This is a genomic window from Paraburkholderia sp. J41 (assembly GCF_905220235.1).
Lineage (GTDB): Bacteria > Pseudomonadota > Gammaproteobacteria > Burkholderiales > Burkholderiaceae > Paraburkholderia.
The window spans coordinates 88,347-103,095 of sequence record NZ_CAJMZE010000008.1; the positions used below are offsets into that span (position 1 = coordinate 88,347).

At 66.1% G+C, this 14,749-nt stretch carries 14 protein-coding genes and 1 pseudogene; 14 read left to right on the forward strand and 1 reads right to left on the reverse strand.

From position 1 onward, the window contains the following. The first annotated feature begins 96 nt into the window (after positions 1-96). The 7 genes and pseudogenes from U5805_RS10575 to U5805_RS10605 all read left to right on the forward strand — a co-directional run bounded on the left by U5805_RS10575 (position 97) and on the right by U5805_RS10605 (position 6,786). Positions 97-1,593 (forward strand): hypothetical protein, encoded by a 1,497-nt coding sequence (locus tag U5805_RS10575; RefSeq protein ID WP_322103426.1) that lies wholly within the window; start codon positions 97-99, stop codon positions 1,591-1,593. Between the two features lie 261 nt (positions 1,594-1,854). Beyond that, the gene (locus U5805_RS10580) at positions 1,855-2,433 is read left to right on the forward strand and encodes a YqgE/AlgH family protein (protein WP_322103427.1); all 579 of its coding nucleotides are present in this window, start codon (positions 1,855-1,857) and stop codon (positions 2,431-2,433) included. Positions 2,434-2,474: 41 nt separating this feature from the next. Continuing rightward, entirely contained in the window at positions 2,475-2,906 is a 432-nt protein-coding gene (gene ruvX / locus U5805_RS10585) for a Holliday junction resolvase RuvX (protein ID WP_322103428.1), read from the forward strand. Continuing rightward, positions 2,903-3,436, forward strand: a complete 534-nt coding sequence (gene pyrR / locus U5805_RS10590; RefSeq protein ID WP_322103429.1) for a bifunctional pyr operon transcriptional regulator/uracil phosphoribosyltransferase PyrR — start codon at positions 2,903-2,905, stop codon at positions 3,434-3,436. Before ruvX ends, pyrR begins: the two co-directional genes overlap by 4 nt. A 71-nt stretch (positions 3,437-3,507) precedes the next feature. Continuing rightward, entirely contained in the window at positions 3,508-4,509 is a 1,002-nt protein-coding gene (locus tag U5805_RS10595; protein ID WP_322103430.1) for an aspartate carbamoyltransferase catalytic subunit, read from the forward strand. An 11-nt stretch (positions 4,510-4,520) separates the two neighbouring features. Then, a pseudogene (locus U5805_RS10600) lies at positions 4,521-5,849 on the forward strand (dihydroorotase); the annotation flags it as partial. Positions 5,850-5,970: 121 nt separating this feature from the next. Then, positions 5,971-6,786: a lysophospholipid acyltransferase family protein gene (locus tag U5805_RS10605; RefSeq protein WP_322103431.1), complete on the forward strand. Its 816-nt coding sequence runs from the start codon at positions 5,971-5,973 to the stop codon at positions 6,784-6,786. Between the two features lie 96 nt (positions 6,787-6,882). Here the strand turns inward: U5805_RS10605 and U5805_RS10610 are convergent, their stop codons facing one another. Then, positions 6,883-7,734, reverse strand: coding sequence for a symmetrical bis(5'-nucleosyl)-tetraphosphatase (locus U5805_RS10610; RefSeq protein WP_322103432.1), 852 nt, complete (start codon positions 7,732-7,734; stop codon positions 6,883-6,885). A 395-nt stretch (positions 7,735-8,129) separates the two neighbouring features. On the opposite strand from U5805_RS10610, the gene rfbB reads away from it, so the two are divergent. The 7 genes from rfbB to U5805_RS10645 all read left to right on the forward strand — a co-directional run bounded on the left by rfbB (position 8,130) and on the right by U5805_RS10645 (position 14,630). Beyond that, a complete protein-coding gene (gene rfbB / locus U5805_RS10615) occupies positions 8,130-9,185 on the forward strand; it encodes a dTDP-glucose 4,6-dehydratase (RefSeq protein WP_322103433.1) in 1,056 nt (351 codons plus the stop codon). Further along, positions 9,175-10,080: a dTDP-4-dehydrorhamnose reductase gene (gene rfbD, locus U5805_RS10620; RefSeq protein WP_322103434.1), complete on the forward strand. Its 906-nt coding sequence runs from the start codon at positions 9,175-9,177 to the stop codon at positions 10,078-10,080. Before rfbB ends, rfbD begins: the two co-directional genes overlap by 11 nt. Further along, complete coding sequence (gene rfbA / locus U5805_RS10625) at positions 10,077-10,955, forward strand: glucose-1-phosphate thymidylyltransferase RfbA (RefSeq protein ID WP_322103435.1); 879 nt, start codon at positions 10,077-10,079, stop codon at positions 10,953-10,955. Before rfbD ends, rfbA begins: the two co-directional genes overlap by 4 nt. 6 nt (positions 10,956-10,961) lie before the next feature. Beyond that, positions 10,962-11,543, forward strand: coding sequence for a dTDP-4-dehydrorhamnose 3,5-epimerase (rfbC, locus tag U5805_RS10630; RefSeq protein ID WP_322103436.1), 582 nt, complete (start codon positions 10,962-10,964; stop codon positions 11,541-11,543). An 87-nt stretch (positions 11,544-11,630) separates the two neighbouring features. Continuing rightward, the gene (locus tag U5805_RS10635; protein WP_322103437.1) at positions 11,631-13,046 is read left to right on the forward strand and encodes a mannose-1-phosphate guanylyltransferase/mannose-6-phosphate isomerase; all 1,416 of its coding nucleotides are present in this window, start codon (positions 11,631-11,633) and stop codon (positions 13,044-13,046) included. Between the two features lie 2 nt (positions 13,047-13,048). Then, positions 13,049-13,873: an ABC transporter permease gene (locus U5805_RS10640; RefSeq protein WP_322103438.1), complete on the forward strand. Its 825-nt coding sequence runs from the start codon at positions 13,049-13,051 to the stop codon at positions 13,871-13,873. Between the two features lie 7 nt (positions 13,874-13,880). Further along, the gene (locus tag U5805_RS10645; protein ID WP_322103439.1) at positions 13,881-14,630 is read left to right on the forward strand and encodes an ABC transporter ATP-binding protein; all 750 of its coding nucleotides are present in this window, start codon (positions 13,881-13,883) and stop codon (positions 14,628-14,630) included. Positions 14,631-14,749: the final 119 nt, after the last annotated feature.

Sequence of the window (14,749 nt, forward strand, 5' to 3'; positions counted from 1 at the left end):
GCCTGCTTCGCTCCGCCCGCCCTCGCCGGCATGGCGCCGCTCGATGCGCCGACGCCGCGAAGCGAGGCGGCCCGCAAACGTTCCCGGCGCTGCCCCATGAGTCTGCGTTCTTCCTCTTTCGCATCCTTCGAAGCGTTGCCCAATCCACGCGGCGGCCAGGTGCCGTTCGCGCACGGCGCGCTGGCCCAGGCGCTCGCCGCGCTCGACGAGCAGCGCGATGTCGCGCGGCCGTTGCGCCAGGCGGCGCGCACGCTGCGCGACGCGGGCTGGCTGCCGGCCGCGCGTTTCGCCGACACGCTGCTGCTGGCTTCGCCGCTCGCGCTTGCCGCGCCGGTTGCCGTGACGCCGCCGCCGGGCATGCCCGCGCGCCCGCTGCACACGCCCGACGAACCCGAAGGCGCCCACGTGCGCGACGCGTTCCGCGAGGCGCTCGAAGCGCTCGCCGCGGCGCTCGATCGGCACAATCTGCGCGAACTCGCGTGCTCGCCCGCGCTGTTCGCGCGCCAGCACGCGCTCGTTGCGGCGCTCGGCGAGCATATGCCGGGCGTGGCGCTCGCGTACGACGAGGTGGCGCTGCACGGCCGGCCGCTCGCGCCGGCCTCGCTGCGCGCGCAGCCCACGCAGCGTTTCGGCCAGGTGCGCGCGCGCTACGAGGCCGCGCTGCTGCCCGCGCTCAAGGCCCGCCTCGGCAACGGCAGCCGCGCCGCCGACGCGCTCGCGCTCGCGGCATTCGACGAGATGGACGCCTGCATGAGCGAGCTTGCGAGCGCCGATCCCTACGACTTCTGGCGTCTTGCCGCCGCGTGCGGACGCGTGCTGCGGCGCGGCGCGGATTCGTGGGGCGACGAAGCCGTGCGGCGTTTTTACGCGCGCTGCAATCTGCTGATCGGCGAGCATGCGCGCGGCCTGCGTTACGCGCCGCAATCGCTCGTGAGGTCGACGCTCGCGTGGCTCTGGCGCGACTACGCGCTGTTCGGCGCGGCCGCCGAAGATACCGACGACGTCGATCTGCTGCACGACTACGGCTTGACGGTCGACTGGCACGTGGCCGGCACGCAAGCCTCCGAGGCACTGTGGGAAGCGGACAGCGCGCGCGCCGAGGCGGTCGCGGCGCGCGTGGCGCCATCGCGCGACTTGGGCGCGCTCGTCGTCAACGGCAATGCGTACGAAGATTTCCTGCAAACCGCCGACGCCGCCATGCTCGCCATCGGCACGCATGCGCGCACGTTCGCGCTGCGCGGCGAGGGCGCGCACGCCGATCCCTCCGACGCGCTGACGGCCGCCGAAGCGGCGTACCGCATCGGCGCGGCGGCGTGGGCGCTGGGTCTCGGCCATGTGGGCCTGCTCGCCGACGCGTTGGGCCTTGCCTGGCGCCGCACCGCGCACGCGGCCACGCTGGCCGCGCAGGCGCATCTGTCGCATGCCGATCAGGCCGCGCCGGCGGTGGCGGTGCCGGGCGCCGAAGCCATCGAGGAAGCGAGCGAAACCTTGCGCGCGATGCTGCACAAGGTCGCGGCCGGCATCGCGCAACCCGACGCCACGCCGGCCGTGCGCGCACTCGGCGCGGCGATCGCCGGCGGCGTGCTGCATTAAGTGCTGCCTTGGAGTGCGTCGGCAGGTGCGGTGCGGCGTTCCTCGCACAAGCCCGATCGCCTTCGCGGCCCCGCGCGAGCCGTACCGCGCCGGGTATCGCGCTTGCACGCTCCTGGCCGGACGGCCAACGCGCCGCGCGCCTTGCAGCCGAACGGCGCGCGCGTGTTAGAGTGAGTCATTCCCTGCCATGCGCGTGCGGCGCGCGCCGCGCGAGTTGCCCGCGTGCCGTTGCCGCGCATCGTCTTTGCTAGAATTCAGACCATGTCCAAGAGTACCGATCGCATCAATCTGACGAACCAGTTCCTGATTGCCATGCCCAGCATGGCGGACCCCACGTTTTCGGGAACGGTGGTTTACCTTTGCGATCATTCGGAGCGCGGCGCGCTCGGCCTCGTCATCAATCGCCCCACCGACATCGACCTCGAAGCGCTGTTCTCGCGCATCGACCTGAAGCTCGAAATCGAGCCGCTCCTGCATGTGCCCGTTTATTTCGGCGGCCCGGTGCAAACCGAGCGCGGCTTCGTGCTGCACGCGCCCACCGAAGGCACGAACTACACGTCGTCCATGTCGGTACCGGGCGGGCTCGAAATGACCACGTCGAAAGACGTGCTCGAAGCCGTCGCCAACGGCAGCGGCCCCGAGCGCTTCCTGCTCACGCTCGGCCATGCGGGCTGGGGCGCGGGCCAGCTCGAAGAGGAAATCTCGAAGAACGGCTGGCTCACGGTCGAAGCCGACCCCAAGATCGTGTTCGACGTGCCGGCGGAAGACCGCCTCGAAGCGGCGCTCGCGCTGCTCGGCATTTCGTCGTCCATGCTGTCGGGCGAAGCGGGTCACGCATGAGCGTCGCGGCTGGGCGGGAAAGCGGCCGGACGGCCGGCGCGGTGCCGCGCTCCCTGACCGGCGAATCCACCCTGCTGGCGTTCGATTACGGCGAAAAGCGCATCGGCGTGGCGCTCGGCAACGTGCTCACGCGCAACGCGCGCGCGCTCACGGTCATCGCCAACAAAAGCCGCGACTATCGTTTCGAAGCCATCGGCGCATTGCTGCGCGAATGGCGGCCCGACGTGCTCGTGGTAGGTTTGCCGAGCCACCCCGACGGCGCGCCGCACTTCATGACCCAGCACGCCCAGCGCTTCGGCAACCAGTTGAACGGCCGCTTCAACCTGCCCGTGGTCTGGGTCGACGAGCGCTATTCTTCCGTCGATGCCGAAGCGCGCATGCGCGAGCGCGGCGAGCGTGTCGGGCGCGACGTGCATGTGGACGCCGAAGCCGCGTGCGTGATCCTTCAGCAATACCTCGACGAGCTGCCATGATGCTTCCCGACGCCGAGGCGCTGTATCGCGCCGTTCTCGACCAGATTCGCGCGGGCCTTGCCGCCGACGCGTTCAGCGCGCCCGGCGGCTTCGCCATCGTCGGCATTCATAGCGGCGGCGCGTGGGTCGCGCAGCGTCTCGCGCAGGATCTCGACGCGGCGCAGTGGGGTGTGGCGAACGTCGCGCTCCATCGCGACGACTACGCGAAGAAGGGCTTGCACGGCCAGGCGCGGCCCACGTCCTTGCCGTTCGAGGTGGAAGGTCGCCGCATCCTGCTCGTGGACGACGTGCTTTCCACTGGCCGCACCGTGCGCGCGGCGCTCAACGAACTCTACGATTACGGTCGCCCGGCCGCGGTCGTGCTGGCGGTGCTCGCCGATCGCGGCGGGCGGGAACTGCCGGTCGCGGCGCGCTTCACCGGCGGCGAAGTGCGCTTGCCCGAGAACGCGAACCTCGTGCTCGCGCGCGGCGACGACGGCCGCTTCGCGTTTCATACCGAGCCTCATGCCGAGCCGCTCGGCGGCGCCTGACGCCCGCGCATCGTCCGCATGCACGTTTTACGTTGCCACGCTTTCACGGCATCACCTCCAGGATTCACGCGATGAACACACAGCCCACGCCAGACGAGCGCTTTCGCTACGGCTTTCTCAAGGGCAATCCGCAGCTCACGAAAAACGGCGAGCTGAAACACCTGCTGTCGATCGAAGGTTTGCCGAAGTCGATCGTCACGCACATTCTCGACACGGCCGCGCAGTTCGTGAGCGTCACCGACCGCGAGGTGAAAAAGGTGCCGCTCCTGCGCGGCAAGTCGGTGTTCAACCTGTTCTTCGAAAACTCCACGCGCACGCGCACGACCTTCGAGATCGCGGCCACGCGCCTTTCCGCCGACGTGCTGAACCTGAACATCAACGCGTCGTCCACGAGCAAGGGCGAGTCGCTCCTCGACACCATCGGCAATCTTTCGGCGATGCATGCCGACCTCTTCGTGGTGCGCCACGCATCGAGCGGCGCGCCGTATCTGATCGCCGAACACTGCGCGCCGCACGTACACGTGATCAACGCGGGCGACGGCCGTCATGCGCATCCGACGCAAGGCTTGCTCGACATGTACACGATTCGCCATTACAAGCGCGATTTCACGAAGCTGCGCGTGGCGATCGTCGGCGACATTCTGCATTCGCGCGTGGCGCGCTCCGACATTCACGCGCTCACCACGCTCGGCGTGCCCGAAGTGCGCGCGATCGGCCCGCGCACGCTCTTGCCGGGCGGCCTCGAGCAAATGGGCGTGCGGGTGTTCCACAACCTCGACGAAGGCTTGAAGGGCGTGGACGTCATCATCATGCTGCGCTTGCAGAACGAGCGCATGAGCGGCGCGCTGCTGCCTTCGGCGCAAGAGTATTTCAAAAGCTGGGGCCTGACGCCCGAGCGCCTCGCGCTGGCCGCGCCCGACGCGATCGTGATGCATCCGGGGCCGATGAATCGCGGCGTCGAAATCGACTCGCAGGTCGCGGACGGCCCGCAGTCGGTGATTCTCAATCAGGTGAGCTTCGGCATTGCCGTGCGCATGGCGGTGATGGGCATCGTCGCGGGCAACAACGACTAATCCGGTACAGCATGAAGATCCATATTCAAGGCGGCACGCTGATCGACCCGGCGGCGGGCACCGAGCAAAAGCAGGACGTGTTCATCGAGGCGGGCAGGATCGCGGCGATCGGCCAGGCGCCCGGCGGTTTTCACGCCGATAAAGTCATCGACGCGCGCGGGTTGACGGTCGCGCCGGGTCTCGTCGATCTGAGCGCGCGCTTGCGCGAGCCCGGCTACGAACACAAGGCCACGCTCGATTCGGAACTGCACGCGGCGCTCGCGGGCGGCGTGACGAGCCTCGTGTGTCCGCCCGACACCGATCCGGTGCTCGACGAAGCGGGCCTTGTCGAAATGCTCAAGTACCGCGCGGGCAAGCTCGGGCGCGCGAACGTGCATCCGCTCGGCGCGCTCACGGTCGGGCTGAAAGGGCAGGTCATCACGGAAATGGTGTCGCTGACCGAGGCCGGCTGCATCGGCTTCACGCAGGCCGACTCGCCCATCGCCGACACCCAGGTGCTGCTGCGCGCGCTGCAATACGCGAGCACTTACGGCTACGCCGTGTGGCTGCGCCCGCAGGACGCGTATCTCGCGAAGGGCGGCGTGGCCGCGAGCGGCGCGCTGGCGTCGCGGCTCGGGCTGTCGGGCGTGCCGGTGAGCGCGGAAACCATCGCGCTGCACACGCTGTTCGAACTCGTGCGCGTGACGGGCGCGCGCGTGCATATCCAGCACGTGTCGTCGGCGGCGGGCGTGGCGCTCGTGCGCGCCGCGAAAGCCGAGGGCTTGCCTGTGACGTGCGACGTGACGATCAACCATGTGCATTTGATCGACATGGATATCGGCTATTTCGACGCGCAGTTCCGGCTCGATCCGCCGCTGCGCCAGCAGCGCGATCGCGAGGCGATACGCGCGGGACTGGCCGACGGCACCATCGACGCGATCTGCTCGCAGCACACGCCCGTCGACGACGACGAAAAGCTGCTGCCGTTCGCCGAAGCCACGCCGGGCGCGACCGGCCTTGAGCTGTTCCTCTCGCTCACGGTGAAATGGGCGCAGGACGCGGGGGTGCCGCTCGCCAAGGCGCTCGCGCTCGTCACGGCGGCGCCGGCGGCGATCGTGTCGGCGGCATCGAGCGTGCGCAAGGAGGCGCCCGCCAAGGCGCACGCGGAGGCGCACGCAGAAGCGGCGGGGCGCGTGGCCGTGGGGGCAAGCGCCGACCTGTGCGTGTTCGACGCGCATGGGCATTGGCGCGTCGAGCCGCGCGCGCTCAGGAGCCAGGGCCACAATACGCCGTTCCTCGGCTACGAGCTGCCCGCCGTCGTGCGCGCGACGCTGGTGGCGGGGCGCGTGGGCTTCGAGCGCGCTGTTGGGTCCACCGTTGGGTCCGCCGCTGGGTCCACTGTTGGACGCACTCTCGGGCACGCATGACAGATTCGTATCATGCAGCTCTGTTAGCATCGTCCGATTCAGCCTATCGCCGACAATGAGCCTTTTTATCCGCAAGACCCGTTTGCTCGCGCATCTGCTGCGCGGCGCGTGGACCGTGGCCACGCGCTTTCCGCGCGCAAGCGCCGACGCGCGTCACGCCATGAATCGCGCGTGGTCCCTCAAGATGCTCGCGCTGTGCGGCATGAAACTCGTCGTCCACAACGATTCGGCGCGGCTGGACGCGGGTGCGCTGGTCGTCAGCAATCATGTTTCGTGGATCGACATCTACGTGATCAATGCGTGGCGCCCGACGCCGTTCGTCTCGAAGGCCGAGATTCGCCACTGGCCGCTGATCGGCTGGTTCGCGCAGAACCTCGACACGGTGTTCATCGAGCGCGAGAAACGCAGCGACGCGCGCCGCATCATGCAGGAGTTGTCGTCGCGGCTCGAACGCGGCGAACTGATGTGCGTGTTCCCGGAAGGCACGACTTCGAGCGGCGTCGCGCTGTTGCCGTTTCACTCGAACATGTTCCAGGCGGCGGTGGCGGCGGGCAAGCCGGTGCAGCCGCTGTGCATCTATTACGAGGATGCGCAGGGCCGGCAGTCCACGGCGCCCGCCTATATCGACGATCTGTCGCTCAAGGAATCGCTCGACGCGATGCTGAAGGCCGGCCCGCTCACCGCGCACGTGTACGTGGGCGAGCCGATTGCCGCCGACGATCGCCGTACGCTCGCGGCGCGCGCGCAGGAAGCCGTGAACGCGGCGCTGGAAACGATGCGCGGGCCGGTTTTGGCTGGCGCGGCGGATGAGGCGCCGGCCGATTCGAAGCCGTTGGCCGATGCCCGCGATGCCCACGGCGCGCAGGCTTGAACGGCGGGTTGGATCGACGGAGTCAGGCGCTGGATTCAGCCAGGCTGGATCGGCCCGATCGCTTCAATCGTTGATGAGCCGGTGATGAGCCGTTGATCAGCCGCTGACCGCCCGGCAGCTTTCGCACGGCACCTGTGTGAGCACGCGCTGCTGCGGGTCGGCTTCGAGCTGCACGGCGGAAAGCCGTTCGCCCCACACGCAGCCCGAATCGAGGCCGATCAGGTTCTTGCGCAACGTGAGCCCGAGCGCGGCCCAGTGACCGAACACCACGGTGATGTCGGCGGTTTTGCGGCCAGGCACGTCGAACCACGGCATGAATCCCGGCGGCGCCGAATCGAGGCCGCCGCTCGAGGTGAAATCCATCGCGCCGTCGGCGTTGCAAAAGCGCATGCGCGTGAGCGCCGTGCAGGTGACGCGCAAGCGCTCGATGCCTTTCAGATCCTTCGACCAACGGTTGGGCTCGTTGCCGTAAAGTCCCGCGAGCGTCGTTTTCCAGTCGTCGCGGCGTAACGCTTTTTCAAAATCGCGCGCGAGTTCCATCGTCAGATCGACGTCCCACTGCGGCAATACGCCCGCGTGAACCATCAGCATGCCGCTTTCGTAGTGCGCGATGGGGCGATGGCGCACCCAATGGAGCAAATCCTTGGCGTCGGGGGCGTTGAGAATGTCGTCGATGGTGTCGCCTTTCTTCGACTTGCGGATGCCCGCTGACACCGAAAGCAGATGCAGATCGTGATTGCCCAGCACCGCGACGCCGCGCTCGCCGAGCGCGATCACCTCGCGCAGCGTTTCCAGCGACGCCGGGCCGCGGTTGATGAGGTCGCCGGCGAACCACAGCGGCGTGCCGGGAGCGGGGGCGGCTTTGGCGAGCAACTGGCGAAACGGGGTGATGCAGCCCTGCAAGTCGCCAAAGGCGAGCGGGGCCGGGAACGGCGCTTGCTTCTTCATCGGGTTGGAGTCGGTTCGGGTACGGCGCTTAGCGGGAAAGCGTGGGAAAGCAGGGGTGTGAAGGTATCACAGGACGGGGATCGTGGCGCGGGGCGGAGCGTCGAGGCTAGGCTGGCAGGGCTCGACGGCCGGCGCGGCGGTCCTGCGCTGAGGTTATGAGGTCTCGACCACGCGATGTTAGAATTTGTCAAGCTGTTTCAAGATGTTAGTGGTATAGCTTTTGCCCCGGCTATCCTTATAATCTCCGGTACAAAAATGAGCGTCGGAATATGCTAATAAGATAGATTTGGCGCTCTTTTTCTGCGGAAGCCACATACATATCCATCAGGCTTGTCTGACTCGGGGATTTGCAAAAAGTCAGACGCGCTTCCATCTCGCGCCAAAGAAGGAGTTTCATGATCCTGGTTACGGGCGGTGCCGGCTTTATCGGTGCCAACTTTGTGCTTGACTGGTTCCGTCAATCGGACGAAGCCGTCCTGAACGTCGATAAGCTGACCTACGCGGGCAATCTTGGGACGTTGAAGTCGCTGCAAGGTAATTCGAACCACGTGTTCAGTCGCACGGACATCTGCGACCGGGCCGCGCTCGACGCCCTGTTTGCGGAGCACAAGCCGCGCGCGGTCCTGCACTTCGCCGCCGAAAGCCACGTCGATCGCTCGATCCACGGACCCGCCGATTTTGTTCAGACGAATGTGGTCGGCACCTTCACGCTGCTCGAAGCCGCGCGTCAGTTCTGGAATCAACTTCCCGCCGGCGAAAAATCCGCGTTCCGCTTTCTGCACGTTTCCACCGACGAAGTGTTCGGCTCGCTGTCCGCGACCGATCCGCAATTCTCGGAAACCACGCCCTACGCGCCCAACAGCCCGTACTCAGCGACCAAGGCCGGCTCCGATCATCTCGTGCGCGCGTATCACCACACGTACGGCTTGCCCGTGCTGACCACGAACTGCTCGAACAATTACGGCCCGTACCAGTTCCCCGAAAAGCTCATTCCGCTGATGATCGCGAACGCGCTCGCGGGCAAGCCGCTGCCGGTGTACGGCGATGGCCAGAACGTGCGCGACTGGCTGTACGTGGGCGACCATTGCAGCGCGATCCGCGAAGTGCTCGCGCGCGGCCGGGCCGGCGAAACCTACAACGTGGGCGGCTGGAACGAGAAGAAGAATCTCGAAGTCGTGCACACGCTGTGCGACCTGCTCGATCAAATGCGCCCGAAGGCGGCCGGCTCGTATCGCGACCAGATTACCTACGTGACCGATCGCCCCGGCCACGATCGCCGTTATGCGATCGACGCGCGCAAGCTCGAGCGCGAGCTGGGCTGGAAGCCCGCCGAAACCTTCGAAACGGGTCTGGCGAAGACGGTGCGCTGGTATCTGGATAACGAGGAATGGGTCGCCGACGTGCAATCGGGCGAATATCAGAACTGGGTGAAGAAGCAATATGCCGAGTGAGACTCCCACCTTCCTCGTGACGGGTAAGGGCGGACAAGTCGGGTTCGAGCTGCGCCGCAGTCTCGCGCCGCTTGGCCGCGTGGTCGCGCTCGAGCGCGCACGATGCGATCTTGCCGACGCCGATATGCTGCGCCGCGTGGTGCGCGAAGTGCGTCCCGATGTGATCGTCAACGCAGCGGCCTACACGGCCGTCGACAAGGCGGAAGCCGACGAAGCCACGGCGTTCGCGATCAACGGCACTGCGCCCGGCATTCTCGCCGAGGAAGCGAAGGCGCTGGGCGCGATGCTCGTGCATTACTCGACCGACTACGTGTTCGACGGCACGAAAGACGCGCCCTATGTGGAAACCGACACGCCCGCGCCGCGCTCGGTCTACGGCAAGAGCAAGCTGGCGGGCGAACAGGCCGTGCTGGCGCAGGGCGCCGATGCATTCGTGTTGCGCACGAGCTGGGTGGCTGGCGCGTACGGCGGCAATTTCGCAAAGACCATGCTCAGGCTCGTGCGCGAGCGCGACGCCCTGCGCGTGGTGGCGGACCAGATCGGCGCGCCCACCACGGCCGCGTTGATCGCCGACGTGACCGCGCATATCGTGCGCCGCCATCGTGCGCAAACGGCGCCCGGCGGCATCTATCACCTCGCGGCCGCGGGCGAAACGAGCTGGCACGGCTACGCCGTGGAAGTGCTGCGCTGCGCGCAGGCGCTGGGCGTCGAGCTCAAGGTTCTCCCCGACCGTGTGGAAGGCATCGCGACGAGCGATTACCCGCTGCCCGCGCCGCGTCCCGCCAATTCCCGGCTCAATACGCAGAAGCTGCGCGAGGCGTTCGGCCTGCATCTGCCCGAGTGGCAGGGCGGCGTGCGTCATCTGATCGAATCGATTCTGTCCCGACAATCATGAGAAAAGGCATCATACTCGCGGGCGGGTCTGGCACGCGGCTCTATCCGATCACACATTCTGTGTCGAAGCAGCTGCTGCCGGTGTACGACAAGCCGATGATCTACTATCCGCTGTCGACGCTCATGCTCGCGGGCATTCGCGACATTCTTATCATCTCGACGAATGAAGACACCGCGCGCTTCTCGGCCATGCTCGGTGATGGCAGCAACTGGGGCATCAATCTCCAGTACGCCGTGCAGCCCTCGCCCGACGGTCTCGCGCAGGCGTTCGTGATCGGCCGCGACTTCGTGGGCAACGACACCTCCACGCTGATCCTCGGCGACAACATCTTTCACGGCCACGATCTCGTGCGCCAGCTTCGCAGCGCGAGCGCGCGCGAAGAGGGCGCCACGGTGTTCGCTTACCACGTGCACGATCCGGAGCGTTACGGCGTGGTCGAATTCGACGAGCACTGCCGGGCGCGTTCGCTCGAGGAAAAGCCCGTCAAGCCGCGTTCGAGCTACGCGGTCACGGGTCTTTATTTCTACGACCGCCAGGTGTGCGACATCGCCGCCGACATCAAACCCTCGGCGCGCGGCGAGCTCGAAATCACCGACGTGAACCGGCGCTATCTCGCGATGCAGCAGCTCGACGTCGAGATCATGGGGCGCGGCTATGCGTGGCTCGATACCGGCACGCACGATTCGCTGCTCGAAGCGTCGAGTTTTATCGCTACGCTACAGAAGCGTCAGGGGTTGATGGTCGCGTGCCCGGAGGAGATCGCGTATCACGCGAAATGGATCAGCGCGGAGCAGGTCGAGCGCCTCGCGCAACCGTTGCTCAAGAACGGCTACGGCCAGTATCTGAAGCGCGTCGTCGTCGAATCGAACAGGTAGGCCGCCATGAATTTGACAATAACACGCACGGCGATTCCCGATGTCATGATCGTCGAACCGAAAGTGTTCGGCGACGATCGCGGGTTCTTCTTCGAAAGCTTCAACGCGAAGGCGTTCGAAGCGGCGACCGGAGTGAAGCGGGAATTCGTGCAGGACAACCATTCGCGCTCGGCGCGCAATGTGCTGCGCGGTTTGCATTATCAGATCCGGCATCCGCAGGGCAAGCTCGTGCGCGTGACGAGCGGCGAGGTGTTCGACGTCGCGGTCGATCTGCGCCGCGGGTCGCCGACGTTCGGCAAGTGGGTCGGCGTCACGCTGTCCGCTGAAAACAAGCGACAGCTGTGGGTGCCCGAGGGCTTCGCGCACGGCTTCGTGGTGGTTTCGGAACATGCCGAATTTCTCTACAAGACCACCGACTACTGGTTCCCGGAGCACGAGCGCAGCCTGCTGTGGAGCGACCCGGCGCTGGCGATCGACTGGCCGGTCGACGGCGAGCCGCAGGTCGCGGCCAAGGACGCCGCCGGCAAGCGCCTCGCCGAGGCGGAAGTGTTCGAAAGCGATCCGGGGCTGGCTGCAACGCCTGTTTAAGCGTGGTCCGGTGCCTGAGCCGGGCCGCGCGGGCGCCGCGCTTCGCGCGCGGCGTGTTGAGAGATACGAACGAATGACGAGGGTCTTGTGAAATTGATTCCTGTAATCCTGTGCGGCGGTGCCGGCTCGCGTCTGTGGCCGGTTTCCCGCGAACTGCATCCGAAGCCTTTCATGCGGCTCGCGGACGGTCAGAGCCTGCTGCAAAAGGCATTTCTGCGCGCCGTCGATCTGCCCGGCGTGGAGGAAGTGCTGACGGTCACGAACCGCGAGCTGTCCTTCAAGACCGAGGACGAGTTCCGCGAGGTCAATCGCAACAACCGCGCGACGTCGTTCATTCTCGAACCGTTCGGCCGTAACACGGCCGCGGCCGTGGCCGCCGCCGCGCTGCGCGTCGTGGCCACGCACGGCGAAGACGCCACCATGCTGGTGCTCGCCGCCGACCACCTGATCCACGACCAGGCCGCGTTCGCAGCCGCGGTGGAGCGCGCGCAGGCGCTGGCCGCCGCGGGCAAGATCGTTACCTTCGGGATTCGCCCCGAATCGCCGGAAACCGGCTACGGCTACATCGAAGCGGACGGCGACAAGGTCGTGCGCTTCGTCGAAAAGCCCTCGCTCGAAAAGGCACGCGAGTATGTGGATTCGCAGCGCTTCCTGTGGAATTCGGGCATGTTCTGCTTTACCGGCGGCGCGATCCTGCGCGAGTTCAGGCAGCATGCGAACGATATTCTCGAAGCGGTCGAAGCCACGCTCGCCGATGCGCGCGTCGCCCAGGCGAGCGGCTGGAGCCAGGTCGAGCTGAAGGCCGACGGCTTCGGCAAGGTGCGCGAAGACTCGATCGACTACGCGATCATGGAACGCTGCACGCAAGCCGCCGTGGTGCCGTGCACGATCGGTTGGAGCGACGTGGGTTCGTGGGCCGCCGTGAGCGAACTCGCCGCCGCCGACGAGCAAGGCAACCGCGTGGAAGGCGAAGCGCTGCTGCATGACGTGCGCGACTGCTATCTCGTGAGCGAAGACCGCCTGATCGGTGCGGTCGGCGTGCAAGACCTGATCGTGATCGATACGCCCGACGCGCTGCTGGTCGCAAACCGTCATCGCACTCAGGACGTCAAGCAGATCTACGCGAGCCTCAAGGCCAGCGGCCACGAAGCCTACAAGCTGCATCGCACCGTGCATCGCCCTTGGGGCACCTACACGGTGCTGGAAGAGGGGACGCGCTTCAAGATCAAGCGCATCGAGGTGCGCCCCGGCGCGAGCCTGAGCTTGCAGATGCACCATCATCGCAGCGAGCACTGGATCGTGGTGAGCGGCATGGCGAAGGTCGTCAACGGCGAGCAGGAGCTTTTCATCTCGACCAACGAATCGACCTACATTCCTGCGGGCCACAAGCATCGGCTGGAAAACCCGGGCGTGATCGATCTCGTCATGATCGAGGTGCAAAGCGGCGAGTATCTGGGCGAGGACGACATCGTCCGCTTCCAGGACATCTATGGACGTGCGTAAACATGGTTGAACTGGTTTCCGCAGATCGCGTGAGCGACGCCCTCACCGATCACTCAGGCGGCGACGATCTGATCGTCGGGCTGAAGGCGTCGCGCATCTGGGGCACGCTGGGCTGGCACGACATCAAGCAGCGTTATCGCCGCTCGGTCATCGGGCCGTTCTGGTTCACGCTGAGCACGGCGATCATGGTCGTCGTGCTGGGCGCGCTGTACTCGACGCTGCTGCATCAGGAAATCTCGAATTACCTGCCGTATCTCGCCGTCGGTCTCGTCGTGTGGCAGTACCTCGGCTCGATGGCGAACGAAGGCTGCGTGTCCTTCATTGCCTCGGCGTATCTCATCAAGCAGATCCGCATACCGCTCACGGTGCACGTGTGCCGCATCGCGTGGCGCAATTTCGTGATCCTGCTGCATAGCCTGCCCGTCATCATCGTGTTGATGGTGAGCTTCGGCAAATGGCCGACCGTGGAAATGCTGCTCGTGCCGATCGGGCTTGCGCTGCTGTTTTTGCACGGGGTGTGGCTCGGCGTGGCTCTTGGCGTGCTGTGCGCGCGCTTTCGCGACATACCGCCGATCGTGACCAACCTGGTGCAGGTCGTGTTCTTCTTCACGCCCGTGATGTGGTCGCCGGAAATTTTAAAGGATCGCGCCTGGGTCGCGGAATACAACCCGCTTTATCACCTGATCGAAACCATTCGCGCGCCGTTGACCGGCCGCCCGATCCTGTGGGAGTCGTGGGTCTGGTCGATCGGGCTTCTGGTGGTGGGTTTCGCGTTCGCACAGTTCCTGATGCGCAAGTATCGCGACCGCGTCCCTTACTGGCTTTGAAAAAAACGTGAGTTCATCCATTGTCGCGCGGGAAATCTCGGTTGCATTTCCCATCTACGAAAATTCGCACCGCTCGCTCAAGAAAGCGGTGCTCAACCTGACGACCGGCGGACGCATCGGGCGCGACGCCGGCCGTCATGCGGTCGTGACCGCGCTCGACCAACTGTCGTTCAGCATTCGCGACGGCGAGCGCGTCGGGCTCGTCGGGCACAACGGTTCGGGCAAGACCACGCTGTTGCGCGCGCTCGCCGGCGTGTACGCGCCCGTGAGCGGCCGCCTCGAAATGCAGGGCAAGGTGGCTTCGCTGCTCGACGTGTCGATGGGCCTCGACCCCGACGCCACGGGCTTCGAGAACATCTATCTGCGCGGCATTCTGGACGGTTTGCGGCCTGCCACGATCCGGAGCAAGATCGAGGAGATCGCGGCGTTCAGCGAGCTGGGCGAGTACCTGAATCTGCCGGTGCGCACCTACTCGAGCGGGATGATGCTGCGCCTCGCGTTCGCGATTTCGACGAGCGTGGAAGCGGACATCCTGATCATGGACGAGTGGTTGAGCGTCGGCGACGCCGACTTCAGCGCCAAGGCGCGCAAGCGCCTCGACGAACTCGTCGGCAATGCGTCGATCCTTGTCGTCGCGACGCATGATCCCCAACTCATATCGCGTGTCTGCACGCGCCGCATCGAAATGCAGCATGGCCGCATCGTGTCGGATGCGGCCGTGGTGGCCAAGGCGGAAGACGAGAAAGACGACACCTGACCGCGCTGCGCTCGCAGAAGCCAGCCGAAGCCGGAACCGGAGCCGGAACTGGTGCGCAAAGGACGTGAGCGGCGAAAGCGCCCGATCGTCCTTTGCTGCTTTGTTGTAAACATCATCAC

What these genes read in the sequence shown, in the direction of transcription:
- U5805_RS10595 (WP_322103430.1), top strand. Translation starts at nt 3,508, where the DNA reads ATGAACACACAGCCCACGCCAGACGAGCGCTTTCGCTACGGCTTTCTC.
- U5805_RS10640 (WP_322103438.1), top strand. Translation starts at nt 13,049, where the DNA reads ATGGTTGAACTGGTTTCCGCAGATCGCGTGAGCGACGCCCTCACCGAT.
- U5805_RS10610 (WP_322103432.1), bottom strand. Translation starts at nt 7,734, where the DNA reads ATGAAGAAGCAAGCGCCGTTCCCGGCCCCGCTCGCCTTTGGCGACTTG.
- U5805_RS10605 (WP_322103431.1), top strand. Translation starts at nt 5,971, where the DNA reads ATGAGCCTTTTTATCCGCAAGACCCGTTTGCTCGCGCATCTGCTGCGC.
- rfbC (WP_322103436.1), top strand. Translation starts at nt 10,962, where the DNA reads ATGAATTTGACAATAACACGCACGGCGATTCCCGATGTCATGATCGTC.
- rfbA (WP_322103435.1), top strand. Translation starts at nt 10,077, where the DNA reads ATGAGAAAAGGCATCATACTCGCGGGCGGGTCTGGCACGCGGCTCTAT.
- U5805_RS10580 (WP_322103427.1), top strand. Translation starts at nt 1,855, where the DNA reads ATGTCCAAGAGTACCGATCGCATCAATCTGACGAACCAGTTCCTGATT.
- pyrR (WP_322103429.1), top strand. Translation starts at nt 2,903, where the DNA reads ATGATGCTTCCCGACGCCGAGGCGCTGTATCGCGCCGTTCTCGACCAG.
- rfbD (WP_322103434.1), top strand. Translation starts at nt 9,175, where the DNA reads ATGCCGAGTGAGACTCCCACCTTCCTCGTGACGGGTAAGGGCGGACAA.
- U5805_RS10575 (WP_322103426.1), top strand. Translation starts at nt 97, where the DNA reads ATGAGTCTGCGTTCTTCCTCTTTCGCATCCTTCGAAGCGTTGCCCAAT.
- rfbB (WP_322103433.1), top strand. Translation starts at nt 8,130, where the DNA reads ATGATCCTGGTTACGGGCGGTGCCGGCTTTATCGGTGCCAACTTTGTG.